General features: G+C 60.9%; 16 protein-coding genes. 9 read left to right on the top strand and 7 right to left on the bottom strand.

The features are described 5' to 3' along the window. Positions 1-48: 48 nt before the first annotated feature. The 5 genes from A3AY_RS0117175 to A3AY_RS0117155 form a co-directional block, all read right to left on the bottom strand. Complete coding sequence (locus A3AY_RS0117175; RefSeq protein WP_018326898.1) at positions 49-1959, bottom strand: AAA family ATPase; 1911 nt, start codon at positions 1957-1959, stop codon at positions 49-51. Positions 1960-1963: 4 nt separating this feature from the next. Beyond that, positions 1964-3112, bottom strand: coding sequence for a hypothetical protein (locus A3AY_RS0117170; protein ID WP_018326897.1), 1149 nt, complete (start codon positions 3110-3112; stop codon positions 1964-1966). A gap of 197 nt (positions 3113-3309) precedes the next feature. Beyond that, entirely contained in the window at positions 3310-4398 is a 1089-nt protein-coding gene (locus tag A3AY_RS0117165) for a hypothetical protein (RefSeq protein WP_018326896.1), read from the bottom strand. 161 nt (positions 4399-4559) lie between these two features. Then, positions 4560-4943 carry a c-type cytochrome gene (locus A3AY_RS0117160; protein WP_018326895.1) on the bottom strand — a complete coding sequence of 128 codons (384 nt, stop codon included), beginning with the start codon at positions 4941-4943 and terminating at the stop codon, positions 4560-4562. Between the two features lie 69 nt (positions 4944-5012). After that, a complete protein-coding gene (locus A3AY_RS0117155) occupies positions 5013-5594 on the bottom strand; it encodes a thymidine kinase (RefSeq protein ID WP_018326894.1) in 582 nt (193 codons plus the stop codon). 243 nt (positions 5595-5837) lie between these two features. Here A3AY_RS0117155 and A3AY_RS0117150 point away from each other — a divergent pair, with 243 nt between their 5' ends. From A3AY_RS0117150 to A3AY_RS0117125, 6 genes are all read left to right on the top strand, one after another. Next, entirely contained in the window at positions 5838-6788 is a 951-nt protein-coding gene (locus A3AY_RS0117150) for a choline ABC transporter substrate-binding protein (RefSeq protein WP_026203539.1), read from the top strand. Positions 6789-6861: 73 nt separating this feature from the next. Continuing rightward, on the top strand, positions 6862-7716 hold the full coding sequence (gene choW, locus A3AY_RS0117145) for a choline ABC transporter permease subunit (protein ID WP_018326891.1): 855 nt from the start codon (positions 6862-6864) through the stop codon (positions 7714-7716). Beyond that, positions 7713-8762 carry a choline ABC transporter ATP-binding protein gene (gene choV / locus A3AY_RS0117140; protein ID WP_018326890.1) on the top strand — a complete coding sequence of 350 codons (1050 nt, stop codon included), beginning with the start codon at positions 7713-7715 and terminating at the stop codon, positions 8760-8762. The genes choW and choV overlap by 4 nt, the downstream gene beginning before the upstream one ends. 86 nt (positions 8763-8848) lie before the next feature. Continuing rightward, positions 8849-9592: a HugZ family pyridoxamine 5'-phosphate oxidase gene (locus A3AY_RS0117135; protein ID WP_018326889.1), complete on the top strand. Its 744-nt coding sequence runs from the start codon at positions 8849-8851 to the stop codon at positions 9590-9592. Between the two features lie 119 nt (positions 9593-9711). Beyond that, on the top strand, positions 9712-10053 hold the full coding sequence (locus tag A3AY_RS0117130; RefSeq protein WP_018326888.1) for an ArsR/SmtB family transcription factor: 342 nt from the start codon (positions 9712-9714) through the stop codon (positions 10051-10053). Positions 10054-10376: 323 nt separating this feature from the next. After that, entirely contained in the window at positions 10377-11450 is a 1074-nt protein-coding gene (locus A3AY_RS0117125; protein WP_018326887.1) for a Gfo/Idh/MocA family protein, read from the top strand. Here A3AY_RS0117125 and A3AY_RS0117120 read toward each other — a convergent pair. Beyond that, positions 11435-12589, bottom strand: a complete 1155-nt coding sequence (locus tag A3AY_RS0117120; RefSeq protein ID WP_018326886.1) for a Gfo/Idh/MocA family protein — start codon at positions 12587-12589, stop codon at positions 11435-11437. The two genes, A3AY_RS0117125 and A3AY_RS0117120, sit on opposite strands and share 16 nt — an antisense overlap. Next, positions 12586-14862 carry a glycoside hydrolase family 9 protein gene (locus A3AY_RS0117115; RefSeq protein WP_018326885.1) on the bottom strand — a complete coding sequence of 759 codons (2277 nt, stop codon included), beginning with the start codon at positions 14860-14862 and terminating at the stop codon, positions 12586-12588. The genes A3AY_RS0117120 and A3AY_RS0117115 overlap by 4 nt, the downstream gene beginning before the upstream one ends. Positions 14863-15115: 253 nt before the next feature. Here A3AY_RS0117115 and aptA point away from each other — a divergent pair, with 253 nt between their 5' ends. The 3 genes from aptA to ade all read left to right on the top strand — a co-directional run bounded on the left by aptA (position 15116) and on the right by ade (position 19713). After that, a complete protein-coding gene (aptA, locus tag A3AY_RS0117110; protein ID WP_018326884.1) occupies positions 15116-16444 on the top strand; it encodes an omega-aminotransferase AptA in 1329 nt (442 codons plus the stop codon). Between the two features lie 280 nt (positions 16445-16724). Beyond that, positions 16725-17831 carry a branched-chain amino acid ABC transporter substrate-binding protein gene (locus tag A3AY_RS0117105; RefSeq protein ID WP_018326883.1) on the top strand — a complete coding sequence of 369 codons (1107 nt, stop codon included), beginning with the start codon at positions 16725-16727 and terminating at the stop codon, positions 17829-17831. A 184-nt stretch (positions 17832-18015) separates the two neighbouring features. Further along, positions 18016-19713 carry an adenine deaminase gene (gene ade / locus A3AY_RS0117095; RefSeq protein ID WP_018326881.1) on the top strand — a complete coding sequence of 566 codons (1698 nt, stop codon included), beginning with the start codon at positions 18016-18018 and terminating at the stop codon, positions 19711-19713. Positions 19714-19721 lie beyond the last annotated feature (8 nt).

Raw genomic sequence — 19721 nt, 5'->3', positions numbered from 1 at the left:
TTTTAAACCCGACAGCAAGGAAAATTAGCTATCAGCAAATTCCTATCCTCACCACCGCCCGTCCTTCCGCATTGCCTCGATCTGCGCGATCGCCTTTTCCCTCTGGCGTTCACGGCGGATGATGTCGGCGACGGCTGCATCGTCGGATTTGTCGGTGTAACGGAATTCGCTGTCCGCGTAGCGGTTGATCTCCTGGATGACCATGGGAAGCGTGATCGGTCCGCGCAGTTCCTCGATCATCGCTTTTTTCTCGTCGTACGGCTTGTGCATGAAGGCTTGCGGCGCAACGAACCAGTCGTCGGGCAATTCCACATCCATCGCCCGCATCTTGATCGCATCTGTAATGTTCCTGATTGCCCGGCCGGTGAAGCGCGGTTCCGCCTCCTTGATCATGTGCAGATAGGCACCGACATCCGCGAGCGTCTCGATCTTGCCCTCTTCCCTCTCGAACCGTTCCCAGACGGCAAGCAGGTCCTCCTCCTTCGGCCGGGAATGGGCCTCGTAGGATTGCGAAACAGCCTTCTTAATTTCCTGCCCGGCGAAGAGCTGGTGCTCTCCGAGCGGTATCTGGTGGTTCTTGCCGACCAAAAGCGCAAAAATGTCGATGTAGTCACCTTCCGACTGCGGCCCGTCGACCAGCCAGCGGGCGCCGGCGCGCTGGCGCAACGCGTCGTCGACGTTTTCGGGATAGTTGGAAAACATGCCGAAGGTGCAATTGCCGCGGATCACCGTCGAGGCGCCGGCGAAACTCTCCATCAGCACCGCCGTCACCTCGTGCTGGCCAGCCGAGGCGCGATCGTCAGAGCGCTTTGCCGCGACCTGATCGACGTCGTCCACGGTGCCGAAGCCGATGGCGCGCGGATTGATGACGTTGTTGACGAATTCCTTGCAGTTCTGTCCGGACTTGCCCTGATAGGAGGAGATCTGGTCGACGCCGAAATTCTCATAGTGAAAGGCGTAGCCGGCGATCTCGCAGTAGTCGCTGAGCATGCCGGCAAGCATCTGGATCAGGATCGTCTTGCCCGTGCCGGGCATGCCGTCGCCGATGAAGGTGAAGAGGAAGCCGCCGAGTTCGACGAAGGGGTTCATCTGCCGGTCGAAATCATAGGCCATCAGCATCTTGGCAAGCTTCAGCGCCTGATACTTGGCAATGTGGTTGCCGATGATCTCTTCCGGCTTCTTGAAGGTCATCACCAGCGGCTTGCGCTTGGCGCCGGGCGCGACGTCGAAGCCGTTCAGGGTGAAATCGTCCTGATCGAGCCGGATATGAACGTTTTCGAAGGTTGAAAGCCCGATGAACCGCGCCTTGCGGCTGATCAGTCCCTCTATCGCCACCCTGGCAAACGCGCGAGCCCGGCTTGTCAGGGCCACATCGTCCGGCGCTCCGGCGATCGTCCTGTCGAGAGCCGAGACCAGGCTCTTCAAGGCATCCTGCGGCGTATCGAACAGGAAATCAGGCTCGGCGCCGTCCTCCACCGGTTCCCCTTCCCCGGCCAAGGTCGAGCCGAGATAGGCGGCGAAGGTGAACGCGGCGACATAGGCCGATGCCGACAACAGCGCCTTGAACTGGGCGGCATCGTCGCCAGCGAGAGGTGCCGTGGCGTTGCGCGACTGCAGGCCTTCAAGATTGGTCTGGCGGGCAAAGACATCTGCAACCGCCAAGGCCACCTGCAGGCCGCGCCGCGAGCGATAGAGCAGCGCGTGCTGGGCGGGAGACATCAGCGGATCACCTGTGCGAACCGCCTGGATCGTCTTTGCCAGCTCCACTTCCCGGGTACGGCGCTGGCCGCCGGTCGAGACGGTGGAGACGAAGCGGCGCCCGGTTCCCGCAAGTGCTGTCTTCGAGGCCGGATCGTCGGCTTCCAGGATGATGACCTTGGTCACCAGGCCCTGGGCCACCGCCTGATGCCGGGCGATGTCGTCCTCATGCAGTGTCGTCAAGCCCGCGTTCAGTGACATCGTCTCACACCTCGCTGATGACCTGGTTTCCGGAAATCACATGCACCTTGTAGTCGCCGAAGATCTGCGCTGCATCGCCGGCGGCATAGAGCGCCTGATAGGCGTCGTGCGGCACCAGTGCATGTTTCTCATAGGAACTGACCCCCATGCGCGTCGCTTCGAGATTGTCGGTATCGATATGGAATTCTTCCGCAGCCGGCGTCGACGACCAGAAGCCACGCTGGGCCGGACGCTCGGCCTTGGAAAAGACCTCCTGCACCGTCCAGGTCAGCAGCCAGGCATTTTCCTGTTTGCGGACCTTGGAGAGTATCTGGTTGATCTTGGCATTGTTCTCGGTGATCCCCGCCGAATAGAACGGCCCGAGAACGATGCGGCGCAGTTGCTTCGGATGAAGTTCGGGAAAATCCTTGTCGAGATTGGTGGCGATCGTCACGGGCGTCAGCGAGTAGGCGCTGTTCTTCAACGCGAAATCATCGAAGCGGCTGGCCAGTTCCGGATTGAGAAGACCGCCGATCGGCAGGGGAATATCCACCTCCGGATTGAGCTTGCCGTCGTCCGTCACCAGCATCGCGACGATCTTTTCCGACGAATCCTCAATCGTCGCCATGTAGACCATCGGCAGGGTGCTTGATCCGTCAAAGGCACCCCAGCAGACGACATAGTAGGGCCGCATCGTCTTCGGGTTGACGGCGACCCGGATCGTCTCGGGCATGATGAACGGCGAGAAGATGTCGCCCTTGCCGATCTGCTCGAGATAGAGCCGTTCGGCCATGCGCGACTGCAGCTCGGCAGGAAACGCCTTGTGGCGCAGGATGAAGTCGGCCATTTCCTGGCGCAACGCATCGGCTTGCGGAATGCCCGAGAGCCGCTTTTCCGCCGACTGCCGGTCGTTTTCCAGCTCCAGCACGTTCTGGAACACCGGAAAGCCGCTTTCGGCGCGGGAAATGCGGAACTGCTCGATGAACCCGATCCGGTTCTCCCAGCAGGAGAAGGATGCCTTCAGCCGCGCAAGATAAGGCACCACCACCTCGCCGACCACCGAATTACGGTACAGCGGCGAGTTGCGGTCGCCGAGAAAGATTTCAAGTCCGCCGAGCGCCGACCGGATCGAGGCGAAATACTGACCGACCGGACCTTGGGTTGCGGCGTTCATGGTGTCCACCCTCCCCTTGAGGGGGAGGGCCGGAGCGAAGCTCCGGGGTGGGGTGACCTCTTGCGACACCCCAAGATCACCCCCACCCGCGCGTTCCGCGCGACCTCCCCCCTCAAGGGGGAGGTGGAAGCCGCCATGCGGCTAAAAGGGAACAACCCATCCCACTTTCGATCAAACGGCATCATCGCGGATGACAATCACTGCTTCACGTAATTTGCCGAATTGTGCTTGTCCATCACGGCCTGGAACCGCCGCGCAAACGCGTCGTCGGCGAGCTTCTTGCGGCGCTGGATGTCCTGGGTCGAGAGCATGTTCTTCTCGTGCATTTCCAGGAGATCGCCGATGTGGCGTTGCGCCGCCGAGCCGATGCCGGCCATGGTTTCCTCGGCCGCGGTATCGACCTGGCTGCCAAGCGTGTTGATCTTGTGGGCGACATCCTGCTGCGCGGCCGTCTTCAACGAATCCTCCAGCGCCTTGTAGAGCACGATGCGCTGTTCGGTATCGATCGTCAGCTTGTTGATCAGCGTGTTCTGTGCGGCAATCTGGTTGTTGAGCGAATCGACGAAGGTCTGGAACATCGAGGTGTAGCGCTCGAGCGTCTGGCTTTCGGCAAGCAGTTCCTGCTCCTTGGCCTGCTTCTCGTTGTATTCGGTGGCCAGAACCGAGCGCTCGCCTTCGAGCTGGGTGCGGGTCATCTGATCGGTCGAGGCGGCGATCTTGTTTTCGATGTCCATCAACAGCGGGTTCAGTTCCTCGATCCGCTTCTGGGTCGCCTGAAGGTTCGTCATCGTGCCTTTGCGACGCTCGATCACCTGCACGAGACTGGCCTCGGATGTCTTGTAACGGGCTTCGAGAACGCTCTTCTGCTCTTTCAGAATGCCGACGATGGTGTCGGATTTGGAGAGCAGTTCCTGCAGATTGCCGGCAAGCGACATGTTGCGCACGCGATCGGTGCGCATGCGCTGGGCGCTCTGCTTGGAGAAGATGCTGACGAACTTCTCATAGCCCGTGTAGCTCTTCATGCTCTCGAATTCTGCGCCGAAAACATTGGTCGCATCTTCCAGTCCGATGATGAGGTCGGCGATGTTGCCTTCCATCACCTTCTGCTGGTTGATGACGTCCTGGATACGGGCGTTCTCGATGTCGAAATTTGCGTCACCCAGTTTGGTGTCGGCTTTAGCGAACTGGTCGAGCACCACTGCGGACTGGTTCATCTTGCCGCGCATCTGTTCGACGATGCCGCGCGTTTTCTCGATCTCGCTCTCAAAATTCTGAAGTGTCGCCATCGTTTCCCCCTCTCGCTCCGGTGCAAGACGCGCCGCGCAGGTCAATTATTCAGTCGTGACATCCGTTTATATAATGGGAGCAGCGATCTGAAGCACAAGTGCCCAGCGGCCGTTTTTCGATTGTGCATCCCGTTGTCGGCAACTCGCCTGCCGAAAACGCGTTATTTCGTAGCTGTGGCCTTTAAATAGGCAATGACGTTTTCAATGTCGTGAGGCTTCTTCAATCCGGGAAAGGACATTTTCGTCCCCGGCACCATGGCTTTCGGGCTGAGAAGATATTCGGCAAGCAGGGTCTCGTCCCAGACCTTGCCGCCTTCGCCGAAGGCTTTCATGGCGGCGGAATAGCTGTAACCGGCAAAGGTCGCAACCGGGCGGCCTATGACGCCCAACAGGCTCGGTCCGACCCGGTTGACCGGTTCGGACGCGGCATGGCAGGCTCCGCATTTCCTGAAGACCTGCGCGCCCGCTCCCGCGTCGCCATCGGCATGGGCGAGGCCCGCCCAAAGACAGAGACAGGCACTGATCAAAGAAAGACGCAGCGGCATCGGCGGTTCTCCGGAGAGCGAACGGAACGCCGCCACCATGACACGGCGCGGCTGTCGCGCGATAGCCCGTCAGTCTGCCTTCATGACGTCTTCCCAATGGCGCCGGCAAAAGACGACGTATTTCTCGTTGCCCCCGACATCGACCTGGGCTCCTTCGCGGACAACATTGCCATCGGCGTCCATCCGAACGACCATGGTCGCCTTGCGGCCGCAATGGCAGATCGTGCGGACTTCCCGCAGCTCGTCGGCAATGGCGAGCAGCGCCATCGAGCCGGGAAAGAGCTTTCCTTGGAAGTCCGTGCGCAGCCCATAGGCCATCACCGGAATGCCGATGCGATCGGCGACGCGCGCCAGTTGCCAGACCTGATCCTCACCGAGGAACTGCGCCTCGTCGACGAACACGCAGGCAACCGTTTCTTCGCCATGCAGGCGTTCGATCAAGGCATAGAGATCGTCTTCATGGGTGAAGGGAATGCCCTCATCGCTCAGACCGATGCGGGAGGACACCCGCCCCGTGCCTGCCCGATCATCAAAGGCTGCGATCAGGATGACCGTGCGCATGCCGCGTTCGCGATAATTGTAGGATGCCTGCAGCAGCAGGGTCGATTTTCCGGCGTTCATCGTGGCGTAGCTGAAATACAGTTTTGCCATGGCGTCCTCTTCTGTATGCTGTCGCTCGTTCATGAACAGACCGGGCGAGGAAGGCTAGAGCGCGAGCGCAGAAACCACAGAAAATCGACACTTCCCGGCAGAACGCGAACAATGCGACATCTTACGTCGTTTTACGCGGGCTGTCTGGCGAATGTCCCAATAAACTCAAGGGCAACACCGAGGGCGCTTGAATTGGCGAACATTTGGTGATTGGCTACAACCATAAGACGCAGGGGAATGACCATGATGACCAGACTGACATTGAAATTCATGCTGACTGCAGCCGTTTCGCTAGCTGCGCTGACGTCGGCTCATGCCGCCGAGCCTGAAAGCTGTGGGACCGTCCGTTTCGCCGATGTCGGCTGGACCGACATTACCGCGACGACCGCAACAGTCAGCGCCGTCCTGAAGGGTCTCGGCTACGAGACCGACATCAAGGTTCTGTCCGTTCCGGTTACCTATCAGTCGCTGAAGAACAAGGACATCGACGTCTTCCTCGGCAACTGGATGCCGACCCAGGAAAACGACGTGCGTCCGTTCCTCGACGACAAATCGGTCGAATCCTTCGGCCCGAATCTCGAGGGCGCCAAGTACACGCTGGCGACCAATGCCAAGGGCGCCGAAATCGGCATCAAGGATTTCAAGGACATCGCAGCTCACAAGGATGAGCTTGACGGCAAGATCTACGGTATCGAGCCGGGCAATGACGGCAACCGCCTGATCATCGACATGGTCGACAAGGACACTTTCGGCCTGAAGGGCTTCGAGGTGGTCGAATCCTCCGAACAGGGCATGCTCGCGCAGGTCGCCCGTGCGGAAAAGGATGGCGCACCGGTCGTCTTCCTCGGCTGGGAACCGCATCCGATGAATGCCAATTTCAAGCTCACCTACCTTTCGGGTGGCGACGATATCTTTGGCCCGAACTTCGGCGGCGCAACCGTGTTCACCAACGTGCGCGCAGGCTACACCACAGAATGCCCGAATGTCGGCAAGCTGATCACCAATCTGAAGTTCTCGCTTCCGATGGAAAACGAGATCATGGGCAAGATCCTGAACGACGGCATGGAGCCGGACGCAGCCGCAAAGGAATGGATCAAGGCCAATCCGGCCGCCATCGAACCGTGGCTTGCCGGCGTCACGACCAAGGACGGCGCCGAAGGATTGCCGGCCGTGAAAACAGCCCTCGGTCTCTGACCGGCGACGATGAGGCGGGGAAGATTTCCCCGCCTTTTTTGAACCGCTTTTCGTTTCGTTCTTCCGACGTGGGATGTTTTCCGTGGATTTTTTGACCGAATATCGTGTTCCAATTGGGACAGGGGCCAAGGCCTTCGTCGATTGGCTCACAACCAATTTCGAATTGTTCTTCGATCAGCTCGCAAATTTCCTGTCCGGCGTCGTGGCAGTTCTGCTGTTCATTCTGCAGACACCGCATGCGCTGATCGTCGTCGCGATCGTCACGGCGCTATCCTGGTGGCTGCGCCGCTCGATCGGCATTACGCTGTTTACCTGCCTCGGGCTGCTGCTGATCATCAATCAGGGATATTGGAAAGAAACCACTGAGACGCTGGCACTGGTGCTCGCCGCCAGCTTCGTCAGCATGGCCGTCGGCATTCCGCTCGGCATCGTGGCAGCGCGCAGACCGGTGTTCTATGCCTTTCTGCGCCCGATCCTCGACCTGATGCAGACCATCCCCACCTTCGTCTATCTCATCCCGGCGCTGATCCTCTTTGGTCTCGGTATGGTACCGGGCCTGATCGCAACGGTGATCTTCGCCATTCCCGCCCCCATCCGTCTGACCCGCCTCGGCATTATCTCGACGCCGCCGTCGCTGGTGGAAGCAGCCGTCTCCTTCGGCGCAACGCCGTCGCAGGTGCTGCGCAAGATCGAAATCCCGTTCGCCATGCCGCAGATCATGGCCGGCCTCACCCAGACGATCATGCTGTCTCTCTCGATGGTTGTCATTGCGGCCCTGGTTGGCGCCAACGGCCTCGGCGTACCGGTGCTGCGCGCCCTGAATACGGTCAATGTCGCCAAGGGCTTTGAAGCAGGCCTTTGCATCGTTATTCTCGCCATTGTTCTCGACCGCCTGTTCCGCTCGTCCGATGAAGGAGAAGGCGCATGACCGACGCCGTCGTTTTCAAGAATGTCGATATCGTCTTCGGCAACAAGCCGGAAGCGGCCATCGCCATGGTCGATCAGGGCAAGACCCGCGACGAGATCGGCGCCGCGACCGGTCTGGTGCTCGGTGTTGCCAATGCCTCGCTGACGATCACCGAAGGCGAAATTCTGGTGCTGATGGGGCTGTCCGGATCGGGCAAGTCGACACTTTTGCGCGCCGTCAACGGCCTTGCCCCGGTGGTGCGCGGCGAAGTGCAGGTGAAGACCGGGCACGGAACGATCAACCCCTACAAAACCAGCGCCAAAGCGCTGCGTGACTTCCGCATGCACGACGTCTCGATGGTGTTCCAGCAGTTCGCTTTGCTGCCATGGCGCACTGTGGAGGACAATGTCGGCTTCGGGCTGGAATTGGCCGGCGTACCGGAGAACGAGCGCAAGAAGCGTGTTGGTGAACAGCTGGAACTGGTCAACCTGACGAAGTGGGCCGGTCGGCAGGTCAAGGAACTGTCCGGCGGCATGCAGCAGCGCGTCGGTCTTGCCCGCGCCTTTGCCACCGGCGCGCCCATCCTGCTGATGGACGAACCGTTCTCGGCGCTCGATCCGCTGATCCGCACCCGCCTGCAGGATGAACTCCTGGAATTCCAGCGCCGGTTGAAGAAGACCATCCTCTTCGTCAGCCACGATCTCGACGAAGCCTTCCGGATCGGTAACCGCATCGCCATCATGGAGGGCGGTCGCATCATCCAGTGCGGCACGCCGCAGGAAATCGTCAAGAGCCCGGCCAACCAGTACGTCGCCGACTTCGTCCAGCACATGAACCCGATTACGATGCTGACGGCGATGGACGTGATGCAACAGGGCGTCAACCGCGCTGACGGCGCAGTTGGCGTGACGGCGACCGCCAAGCCGACAACGCCGCTGATCGACATCCTCGACGCGATGTCGCGCCAGCCGGGCAGCATCGGCGTCGTCGACAACGGCGCCGTCGTCGGCACCATCAATGCCCAGAACGTCGTGGAAGGTTTGACCCGGCACCGCAACAGAAGTTGACCGGATCAGCCCGAATGCCAGTATAAAGGACGCCCGGGGAGACAACAGTTTCCGGGCGTCTCGCATTCCAGACATGAGGCAATCCGATGGCCGAGAAACCCTCCGTGCTGCGCGAAACCGACGACGAAGCGCGCAAGCTTGCCCGCATCCTCCTGCGCTCCGCCCGGAGTGCCGCTCTCGCCGTCATCGAGCCGGAAAGCAACGGTTTTCCCTTCGTCAGCCGTGTGCTTCTCGGCATCGATACGGATGGAACACCGGTCATTCTGGTTTCTGCCCTGTCGACTCATACCCAGGCGCTATCCGCTGATCGTCGCTGCTCGCTGCTTGCCGGAGAGATCGGCAAGGGCGACCCCCTCGCGCACCCGCGTCTGACTGTTCAGTGCGAAGCAGAGAAAGTCGACCGCGACGGCGACGGCCATGCCCGTATTCGCGCGCGTTTCGTCCGCCGCCATCCGAAATCGGAGCTTTATATCGACTTTCCGGACTTTGCCTTTTTCAGGCTGCGGCCGCTGAAGGCCAGCCTCAATGGCGGCTTTGGCCGGGCCTATGCGCTTGATGGCGAAGACCTACTCATTCGCTCGCCGGCAATCGACGATTTGGCAGCGGCGGAAGAGCGTGCGATCGAGCACATGAACAACGACCATTCCGACGCGGCAAGCCGTTATGCACAGCTCTATTGCAAGGCAGAAGGAACGGACTGGCGAATCTGCGGTCTCGATGCGGCCGGGGTCGATCTCGCCTCTGGCGATCAATTAAAGAGACTGGAATACGATGCGCCATTGCAATCCGCGGCTGAACTGCGCATGATGCTGGTGAAACTTTACGGTTAAATTTACTCTACCTACCCCGAATTCTTACAGTAGGAGGTTGTGCTTTTATTCATCACGTCTAATTATCGCTTATTCACAATCATAACCAAGCGTGATGTGAACCTCGCACGGAGTACGGAATGCAAACGATCTCTCCTCAGAAACACGGCAAGGCTGAAATAGCTGCGGAGTTTCTGTCGGCCATGGCAAACCCGAAGCGTCTGCTGATTCTGCGTTCACTGGTGGACCAGGAAATGGCAGTCGGCGCGTTGGCAAACCAGGTCGGCCTCAGCCAATCTGCCCTGTCGCAACATCTCTCGAAACTGCGTGCCCAAAATCTCGTCACTACTCGGCGGGATGCGCAGACTATCTACTATTCAAGCTCCTCGGACGCTGTCCTGAAAGTGTTGAAAACACTGACGGAAATCTATGGCGAAGAAGCCGCCCCGGCCGAAAAGGTCGCGCAGCGCCGTACCGCCTGACACCAATGGGGGCCGGCCGCTCGCCGGTCCCTGTTTTCACCAGCCGCGTCCGCCAAGCCTATTTCTTCTCCTTGGCTCTGCGCCCATCCACATGTTCTGCAGCAGGCCCGACTTGACGTGCCGTGCCCCTTCTGTAGCGGCGCCTCACCGGCAGCGGTGATCGTCAGCAAGAGTGGCGGTCGTTCGCCTCCTCCCCATGCCCTCCTCTGCCGAAACAGTCTCCGGCTCGCTCGAAAAGGTTGCACGACTCATGCCGTCGCCGGCGAGAGCCCGATGTGCCGATGTTTACGCGACTTTGAGACTTGCCGTGCAGGATCGGCGCCATGAACACGACCTCTCAGAACCGGCTGTCGCCGTCCACGGTCAGATGGGCGGTGCTCGGGACCGGTACTATTGCCTCCAGCTTTGCCCAGGACATCCGCTTGGCCGGCAATGCCGAGCTTGTTGCCGTGTGCTCGCGGACGGCCGAAGCAGCCGCCGCGTTCTCGCAGCGCGTCGGCGGGCTGCGGGTTCTCCCCAGTATCGAAGCCTTGGCAACTGACGCGCAAATAGACGCCGTCTATCTGGCGACGCCGAACACCGCCCATTTCGAACAGGCGCAATTACTGCTACGCGCCAAAAAGCCAGTCCTTGTCGAAAAGCCGCTGGTGATGGCATCGGCAGAGGCACGGCGTCTGGCCGAACTGGCCGGAGAAATGAAGACATTCGCCATGGAGGCTCTCTGGCCCGTGTTCCTGCCGGCGATCGACCGGCTGCGCAGCCTTATCGCCGACAACGCGATCGGTTCCGTCACCGGCATTCGCGCGGAACTCGCCTATGCGAGAACGCTCGACCTGAACAGTCGCTTCTTCTCGAAAGCGCTCGGCGGCGGCTCGCTTTTTGACCTTGGTGTCTATCCCGTCGGGCTGACGCTGGCCTTGTTCGGTTTTCCGCAGGCGGTGAGCGGGCGGTGGCGCGCCGCACCAACGGGTGTCGACATGTCAGCCGAGATCCAATTGAACTATCCCGGTTTCGATGCCTCCCTCGCCTGCGCATTCGATCGCAATGGCAGCAATCGCTTCATCATTGACGGTGACGAAGGAAGCCTTGTGATCGACGCGCCATTCCTGCGGGCAACCCGAATCATCGTCACGAAAAATCCTGTTGCCCGTCATCTGGCGATCCCGGCCGGCTCGAGCCGCCTGGTGCTGTTCGCCGGCAAGGTGGCCCGCAAGCTGCCCCTGCCTGGCCTGACGGTCCACGATCACGATTTCCCCGGCAAGGGACTGCAATTCGAAATCGAAGCGGCAAGCAAGGCCATCCTCGAGGGAAAACACGAGCATCCGCTGATGCCGCTGAGCGCAAACATCGCGGCACTGGAAATCATCGAAACCGTGTTGGCTCAGCCGGCATCGTAGCCGCTCGGAGTGTGATCCCGCTTGCCGGCATTCAGCGCCAGAGCGATATCCGTCAGGTGAAGCGCGGTCTCTCCGGAAAAGAATGGCTTGGCGCCTTGCCGGATCGCATCGGCCTGCACGGCAATCCCGCGCATGAAATCGATCTGCGAGGGATAGGCCGGCAAAGCATTCTTCTCCGATGCACGCGGATAAGCGATCGGTTTGCCAGCAATCAGGCGAAACGCAAATTTCCGCTGGAATTGCCACTCCAGGCGGTCAATCAGGCGATGAAGCAGCGGCCGTCGAGCGCCCGCCAGCTCGACATGGATGGGCGAGCGGTTATCCCAGAGATCGCGCACGGCGATCGTGCCCTTGTCGCCAACGATCGTCAGCGAGCGATCGCGCGGCATGGCAAGTCCGCTGGTGAGACGGGCGACGAGACCGGAGCGGAATGTCAGGCAGCCGACGGAAAAATCCGGCCCGAGCGCAAGATTTTCAGTACCCGGCCCCTTGTGGGGAAAGGTGAGCGCGGAAAACGCCGCGACTTTGGCCACTGGTCCGAACAGCGATACGAGCCAGCTTGTCGCATAGCCCGCATGTTCCAGGGTGCAGCCGATTTCGAATTCGTGAACCGCGGGCCATTTCGCACCGGACCGACTGCGCCATTGCTGCCATTTGTCCAGGAAAACCGGACCGTCCTCCATTTCCGCGTAAGCGAGGCGCGGTGTGCCGATGACACCGGAGCTAAGGATTTCTGCGCAATGCGCCCGTGCATCGCTGAGCGCGTTGGCGGGCGCGCCGGCGAGCACCAATCCCTTTTCATTTGCCAGTTGGACCAGTTCCCGCGCCTCCTCCACCGTCATCGCCAAGGGTTTCTCGCAATAGACATGCTTGCGCGCGAGCAGCGCCGCCCTGTTGACGGCATGATGACTCTCCGGCGGCGTCAGGTTGACGATGATGGCAATGGCCGGGTCCGCCAGTAGCTCCGCTTCGGACGCATAGGCGCGGACGTTCCAATAGCTGCGGAACTGCTGCAGTCGCGCAGGGTCGATGTCCCAAACGCCGGCCAGCCGCAACTGCGGGTGATTTGCCAGCGTCGTCATGTAGTAATCGGCGACGAAACCCGTGCCGATGAAGGCGATGCCTGTCTGTCCACTCATCGCGCATCCGCCAGGAAGGAGGCGATATAGACCAGCGGCGCATTCCAATTGATAGCCATTTCGTTGGCCCCCCAGGCCATGATGTCATCGACATAGCAAATCTGCGGCGCGCAGCCCTTGAGCCTGGCCTTCGACACGTCATCGACCAGCGTCGAATTCGGTCCGCCGGCCAGTGTCCCGACTGGCGGATTGGGCAGTGTGTCATCGACCTGATGGGCATACCAACGGCTATGCTGGTTCTTCGCAAAGACGCTGCCATAGCCGGTGACATAGGACATGTTCATCGCATTGCGCCCGAAGATGTAGTCCATGCTCTCGCGCACGCCATCGAGGAACCGCTTTTCGCCTGTCAGGTCGTACCCAGCCGAGACGACGATCATGTTTTGCAGGATAAGCTGGTTGGATCCCCAGTCATACCGGTTGTTGGCCGGCCGATAGATGTGCCCGAAGGGCTCCTTCTTCTGCAGGCCAAGGAAGCTTTTCGCAGCCGCGACGACGGAACCGCGGATCATCGCCCTGTCCTCCTCGGGCAGCATGTCGCCATAGAGCGCCAGATCGAGACGGCCAAGGCCGGCCACGCTGCGCCAGTTGAACGCGCCGATGGCCGGAAAGACCGGCCCTGCCCAATAGACCGAGGTCTTCAGGTCTGAAAGATACTCGGCTTCGCCGGTAGTCAGGTAGAGCTCCGCTGCGGCCCAATAGGTTTCGTCCGCAATATCAGTGTCGTCGTAGTCGCCGCCGCCCTGCAGGCCATCCGACCTCGGCGCATAGAGCACCGGATTAGCAGCGGCGGCGAGCCACGCCTTTTTCGCGGCGGCCAGCAGCTTTTCAGCGAATGCCGCGTCGTAGGGCGCAAACAGCCGGGCGCCCTGCGCTGCCGCCGCCGCAAGGTCAAGCGTTGCGGCAGTCGAAGGGCGATGCAAGGCCCGCTCTTCCGGATCCAGATGCGGCAGCATCGGCACTCCGGTCCATTTCGTATCGTGCACCTTGTGATGCGCCATGCCGGCCAAGGGGTGGCCGTCCGGTACCGTCATCTTCATCAGGAATTCGAGTTCCCAGCGGGCCTCGTCGAGAATATCGGGGATGCCGTTTCCGTTTTCCGGAATGCGCGACAGGCTGTCGCTGATCACCGGCGAAGCCCCCTTCCCGTAGATCAAACCGCGCTCAAATGTGCCGAGAAGCTGCGCCGCCGCAATACCGCCGTTGACCACGTATTTGCCCTGGTCGCCGGCGTCGTACCAGCCACCGGAGACGTCGAGAGTAAAGTCGCAGGTCCAGTCCTTGCCGTAGAGTTCCGCGGCCACCTTTCCTGTCAGGCACGTCACCCGGCTGTCGCCCTCATTGGGACTTGCCTGAGCATGACCTGCCGGCCGGGCATAGGCCGCTCCGGCAATATCGCCCTTGATCTCGATGCCGCTGCGCTGCGGATAAAACCAGGAGAGCGCATCGACGCGCAATTTTCCGTAGACGTCATGGCCGATGGAAAACGGATAGCTCTTCCTTCCGCCGACAACCACGCGGTAGCCCTCGCCGGCTGTCGCGAAAGCGGAAAAATCGACAATCTGCGTGTCGGCTCCAACCGTTTCATCGAAACCGGCAGGCGAAGTCATGCCCTCGCCAACCACCATGCCATGCGTGTCCTCAAGCTTGAATGCCAGCGGTTTGGCGGCTTCCGACAGAATTGTCGCCCGCTTCGGCCCATCGAGGAAATAACCGGTCTGATTGACCAGCGCCGGCAGGCCGCGTGCCACCTTTTTCGCCGCGGCCACAGTCTCTTCGGGCGTGGCTTCGCTGATCGCTACGTCATCGAGGCAAAGCTGCCAGGGCCTTTCGGCGCCGCCGAGATGGAAAATGATCTGCGCAGGTTCAGCTTCGGTCGCCCCGAAAACCGTCGAAAATCCCTCCTGCCCTGCCTGGGTTCCGACGGTGAACGTTGCCTGTGCCGTCCACGGCTCGGCACTGCGCTGGATCAGCACCGGGAAAATGCGCTCCTCATCGCCCTCAGTCGTCATCCTCAGCCGATAGGACGTGCCGACGGCAAATTGCAGGTCGTTGACGCCGAGCAAGCGGTCCCATGGCTCCCCCCCGGCTTCGATATCGGCACATAATTTTCCGCGCTCGCGCGAAAGCGCGACGCCGCCGGCTGCCCAGAAGCCGTCTTCGCCCTTTTCAAAAGTGCCGTCGGCAATCATGTCGGCTGCATACGCCGGCGCCGTAAGGGCGACGAGAAGCGCAAGCGCCAGACCGGCCGGAAGTTTTGGCAAGATTTCCATCCTGAGCCCAGGTTTCGGGAACGCGGCGCCACTCTCCGGCAAACAGGTTAAACTTCAGAAAATGCAGCGCAACAAGTCTTGCCTCGGCCGGCTGCGAATGAGGAATCCGTGGCCTCCTTGCAGCCATGAAACGCGTCTGACCGTATCGGACCAAGGCTTGACGCTGAAAGGCGCCCTGATAGTTTGACCATCAGGTAAAGATTCCGCTTCATCCACCTGGATTTAGCCACCGAAAAACGCCACGGAGTACACGATGTCGAACCGCCTTAACGCCACGCCCAACGACCTGCGCGCCTTCTGGATGCCGTTCACGGCCAACCGGCAGTACAAGAAAGAACCGCGCATGTTCGTCAAGGCGAAGGACATGCACTACACGACCCATGACGGCCGCCAGGTGCTTGACGGCACGGCGGGCCTGTGGTGCGTCAACGCCGGTCACTGTCGGCCGCTGATCACCGAAGCCATTCAGCAACAGGCGGGTGAACTCGACTACGCGCCGGCTTTCCAGCTTGGCCATCCCAAAGCCTTCGAGCTGGCGAACCGCCTGATCGACATTGCGCCAGACGGCATGGAACACGTCCTTTATACCAACTCCGGCTCGGAATCGGTGGAAACCGCGTTAAAGGTGGCGCTCGCCTACCACAAGGTAAAGGGCAATGGCTCGCGCACCCGTCTGATCGGCCGTGAACGCGGCTATCACGGCGTCAACTTCGGCGGCATTTCCGTCGGCGGCATCGTTACCAACCGCAAGATGTTCGGCACGCTGCTGACCGGTGTCGATCATCTGCCGCACACCCACCTGCCTGAAAAGAACGCCTTCACCAAGGGCGAGCCGGAACACGGCGCCGATCTTGCCACGGAACTGGAACGCATCGTCACGCTGCATGACGCCTCGACCATTGCCGCGGTCATCGTCGAGCCGGTCGCGGGCTCGACCGGCGTGCTGATCCCGCCGAAGGGCTACCTGCAGAAGCTGCGCGACATCTGCACCAAGCATGGCATCCTCCTGATCTTCGACGAGGTCATCACCGGCTATGGCCGTCTCGGCGCACCATTCGCAGCGCAGTATTTCGATGTGAAGCCGGACATGATCGTTACCGCCAAGGGCCTGACCAACGGCGTCATTCCGATGGGTGCCGTCTTCGTCACCTCGGAAATCCACGACGCCTTCATGAGCGGCCCGGAGCACATGATCGAGTTCTTCCACGGCTACACCTATTCCGGCAATCCGATTGCCTGTGCCGCCGCTCTCGGCACGCTAGACACTTACCGCGACGAGGGTCTGCTGACGCGCGGAGCCGAGCTCGCTCCCTACTGGGCCGACGCGCTGCATTCGCTGAAGGACTGCCCGAACGTCATCGAGATCCGCAATATCGGCCTGATCGGCGCCATCGAGCTTGCACCGATCGCCGGCGAGCCGACCAAACGTGCCTTCTCGGCCTTCCTGAAGGCCTATGAGAGCGGCTATCTCATCCGCACCACCGGCGATATCATCGCGCTTTCGCCGCCACTGATCATCACGAAGGCGCAGATCGATGAGTTGATCGACGGCATCCGCAAGGTATTGCAGTCCAACATCTGACTGAATAATATTTAGTCATTTCTTACATTAAGAGCGGGCCGGAACTAACGTTCCGGCCCGTTTCTGCGCGACTACTGTATAAATTCTGCGCACATTGCTCAAAAATCCACCTTGCGGAATTGTCTAGTGGCTCCTAAACGCTAGATCATTGGAGTCTACCCGTCCGCCAGAGACGGAAACCCAATGGGCTCGACTTGCTTTCGACGGAGGTACCAGGCCTTCGTCGAAGAATGGCGATTGTGCCGCACGCGGGGAAGCAACGCATCCAAGGAGAAACAAGATGAATTTCAAGACACTGACGGGCGCCACCCTTGCCGCCACGCTGGCTTTTGCGCCGCTCGCCCATGCCGAGATCGTGATCGGTCTGATCGCTCCCCTGACCGGACCGGTCGCGGCCTACGGCGATCAGGTAAAGAACGGCGCTGAGGTCGCGGTCGCCCAGATCAACAAGAATGGCGGCATTCTGGGCGAACAGGTGGTGCTGAAGCTCGCCGACGACGCGGGCGAACCGAAGCAGGGCGTTTCGGCCGCAAACCAGATCATCGCCGAAGGCATCCGCTTTGTCGTCGGTCCGGTCACCTCCGGCGTTGCCATGCCGGCATCCGACGTTCTCGCCGAAAACGGCATCCTGATGGTGACGCCGACGGCAACAACCCCGGATCTGACGAAGCGTGGCCTTGCCACCGTCCTGCGCACCTGCGGCCGCGACGACCAGCAGGCTGAAGTGGCCGCAGCCTATGTGCTGAAGCAGTTCAAGGACAAGCGCATCGGCATCCTCAACGACAAGGGCGCTTACGGCAAGGGCCTCGCCGACGCCTTCAAGGCAACCCTGAACGCCGGCGGTGTCACCGAGGTCTTCAACGACGCGCTGACGCCCGGCGAAAAGGATCTGAGCGCGCTCACCACTCGCCTGAAAGCGGAGAAGGTCGATGTTCTCTATTTCGGCGGCTACCATCCGGAGGCCGGGCTGCTGGTCCGCCAGCTTCACGACATCTCCGCCAGCATCCAGCTCATCGGCGGTGACGGCCTCTCCAACAGCGAATTCTGGAGCATCGGCACCGATGCGGCTGCCGGGACCGTGTTCACCAACGCCGCGGACGCTCTGAAGAGCGAGAATTCAAAGGCTGCAGTGGCCGCTCTCGAAGCCGCAAAAATCCCGGCTGAGGCCTTCACCCTCAACGCCTACGCCGCTGTCGAAGTGATCAAGGCTGGCATCGAGAAGGCTGGAAGCGCAGACGACGCGAGCGCCGTCGCAACTGCCCTGAAAGCCGGCGAGCCGATCACCACCGCCATCGGCAACCTCACCTATGGCGAGACCGGCGACCTGACGTCGCCGAGCTTCTCGCTCTACAAGTGGGAAGACGGCAAGATCGTCTCTGCCGAATGAATGGAATGGCCATCAACGGGATCGGGCGCTGCGGCGCCCGATTTCCTTTTGGGCAACCGTACACTGTGGGAAGTCCACTTTCGTGGGCACCAATTTGCTGCCGTCTGCTATGCAATGTCTACCGCCAGCGGCTATGCTGGCAACGAGCCGATCGCGGCCAGGGCTTGAAGAGACAGGATCCACCATGAGCGAAAGACTTGAAAAACTGATCGACCAGGGCACGGGCCGCGCGCCCGCCGATGTCGTGCTCAAAGGCGGTCGCTTCTTCGACCTGGTAACGGGCGAGCTTGTTTCGTCTGACATCGCCATTTGCGGCGACCGGATCGCCGGGACCTGCGGAAGCTATAAAGGCATCACCGAAATCGACATTTCCGGCAAGATCGTCGTTCCCGGCTTCATCGATGCGCACCTGCATATCGAATCCTCGCTGGTGACGCCGCATGAATTCGATCGCTGCGTCCTGCCCTACGGCGTGACCACGGTGATCTGCGATCCGCATGAGATCGCCAATGTGCTCGGCACCGAGGGCATCCGGTTCTTCCTCGACTCGGCCCTTGAGACGATCATGGATATCCGCGTCCAGCTCTCGAGCTGCGTGCCGGCGACGCATCTGGAGACCTCCGGCGCCAACCTGCCGATCGAGAAGCTGCTGCCGTTCCGCGACCACGAGAAGGTCATTGGACTTGCGGAATTCATGAACTTTCCCGGCGTCATCCATAAGGATCCGGTCTGTCTCGCCAAGCTCGAAGCCTTTCAGAACGGCCATATCGACGGCCATGCGCCGCTGCTGCGCGGGATGGACCTGAATGGCTATCTTTCCACCGGCATTCGCACCGACCATGAATGCACCACGGCAGACGAAGCGCTCGAGAAGATCCGCAAGGGTATGCACATTCTCGTGCGCGAAGGCTCCGTCTCCAAGGACCTGCATGCGCTGATGCCGATCATCACGGAACGCCTGTCCCCGTTCCTGGCGCTATGCACCGATGACCGCAATCCGCTCGATATCGCCGAACAGGGCCATCTCGACTACATGATCCGCGAAGCGATCGCGCAAGGGGTCGAGCCGCTGGCCGTCTACCGCGCCGCCTCGATTTCGGCGGCGCGCGCCTTCGGTCTCAGAGATCGCGGCCTGGTGGCCCCGGGCTGGCGGGCCGATCTTGTCGTTGTCGACAGTCTTGAGAACTGCAAGGCGGACAAGGTCCTGGCCGCGGGCCGTCTCGTCACCGACGAACTCTTCGCAACCCGCCGCCCGGTTGCTCCCGTCGGGCTCGACAGCGTCAAGGCAGGCCACGTCAACGCCGCCGATTTCGGCGTACCCTATGCCGAGGGGGAGACCTCGGTGATCGGCGTTCTGCCGGGCAAGATCATCACAGAGCACCGGCGCTTCAAGCTGCCTGCCTCCGGCAATCAGGCGGGTGTCGACCTCGGCCGTGACATCATCAAGGTCGCGGTCATCGAGCGCCACGGCGTCAACGGCAATCACGCCAACGGCTTCGTCCAGGGGTTTGGGCTGAAGAAGGGCGCGATCGCCTCGACCGTTGGCCATGACAGCCACAATATCTGCGTCGTCGGCGTCAACGAGGACGATATGGCACTCGCCGCCAACCGGCTGGGCGAGATCAAGGGCGGCTTCGTCGTCGTCGAGGATGGCAAGGTGACCGGCGAGATCGCCCTGCCCGTCGCAGGCCTGATGAGCCTCGAACCCTATGAAAGCGTGCGCGACACGCTGCACCACCTGCGCGAGGCCGCCCACGCTCTCGGCGCAACGCTGCAGGAGCCGTTCCTGCAACTCGCGTTCCTGCCCCTGCCGGTCATTCCCCATCTGAAAATTTCGGATATGGGACTGGTGGATGTCGACAAGTTTGCGCTGATCGGTTGAGAGCAGCT

The organism is Rhizobium giardinii bv. giardinii H152 (assembly GCF_000379605.1).
Classification (GTDB): domain Bacteria; phylum Pseudomonadota; class Alphaproteobacteria; order Rhizobiales; family Rhizobiaceae; genus Pararhizobium; species Pararhizobium giardinii.
This window is presented reverse-complemented; position numbering and strand designations above follow the sequence as displayed.

Bases quoted from the DNA above. Each gene is read 5' to 3' on its own strand.
- A3AY_RS0117175 (WP_018326898.1), bottom strand. From the start codon at position 1,959: ATGTCACTGAACGCGGGCTTGACGACACTGCATGAGGACGACATCGCC.
- A3AY_RS0117170 (WP_018326897.1), bottom strand. From the start codon at position 3,112: ATGAACGCCGCAACCCAAGGTCCGGTCGGTCAGTATTTCGCCTCGATC.
- A3AY_RS0117165 (WP_018326896.1), bottom strand. From the start codon at position 4,398: ATGGCGACACTTCAGAATTTTGAGAGCGAGATCGAGAAAACGCGCGGC.
- A3AY_RS0117160 (WP_018326895.1), bottom strand. From the start codon at position 4,943: ATGCCGCTGCGTCTTTCTTTGATCAGTGCCTGTCTCTGTCTTTGGGCG.
- A3AY_RS0117155 (WP_018326894.1), bottom strand. From the start codon at position 5,594: ATGGCAAAACTGTATTTCAGCTACGCCACGATGAACGCCGGAAAATCG.
- A3AY_RS0117150 (WP_026203539.1), top strand. From the start codon at position 5,838: ATGATGACCAGACTGACATTGAAATTCATGCTGACTGCAGCCGTTTCG.
- choW (WP_018326891.1), top strand. From the start codon at position 6,862: ATGTTTTCCGTGGATTTTTTGACCGAATATCGTGTTCCAATTGGGACA.
- choV (WP_018326890.1), top strand. From the start codon at position 7,713: ATGACCGACGCCGTCGTTTTCAAGAATGTCGATATCGTCTTCGGCAAC.
- A3AY_RS0117135 (WP_018326889.1), top strand. From the start codon at position 8,849: ATGGCCGAGAAACCCTCCGTGCTGCGCGAAACCGACGACGAAGCGCGC.
- A3AY_RS0117130 (WP_018326888.1), top strand. From the start codon at position 9,712: ATGCAAACGATCTCTCCTCAGAAACACGGCAAGGCTGAAATAGCTGCG.
- A3AY_RS0117125 (WP_018326887.1), top strand. From the start codon at position 10,377: ATGAACACGACCTCTCAGAACCGGCTGTCGCCGTCCACGGTCAGATGG.
- A3AY_RS0117120 (WP_018326886.1), bottom strand. From the start codon at position 12,589: ATGAGTGGACAGACAGGCATCGCCTTCATCGGCACGGGTTTCGTCGCC.
- A3AY_RS0117115 (WP_018326885.1), bottom strand. From the start codon at position 14,862: ATGGAAATCTTGCCAAAACTTCCGGCCGGTCTGGCGCTTGCGCTTCTC.
- aptA (WP_018326884.1), top strand. From the start codon at position 15,116: ATGTCGAACCGCCTTAACGCCACGCCCAACGACCTGCGCGCCTTCTGG.
- A3AY_RS0117105 (WP_018326883.1), top strand. From the start codon at position 16,725: ATGAATTTCAAGACACTGACGGGCGCCACCCTTGCCGCCACGCTGGCT.
- ade (WP_018326881.1), top strand. From the start codon at position 18,016: ATGAGCGAAAGACTTGAAAAACTGATCGACCAGGGCACGGGCCGCGCG.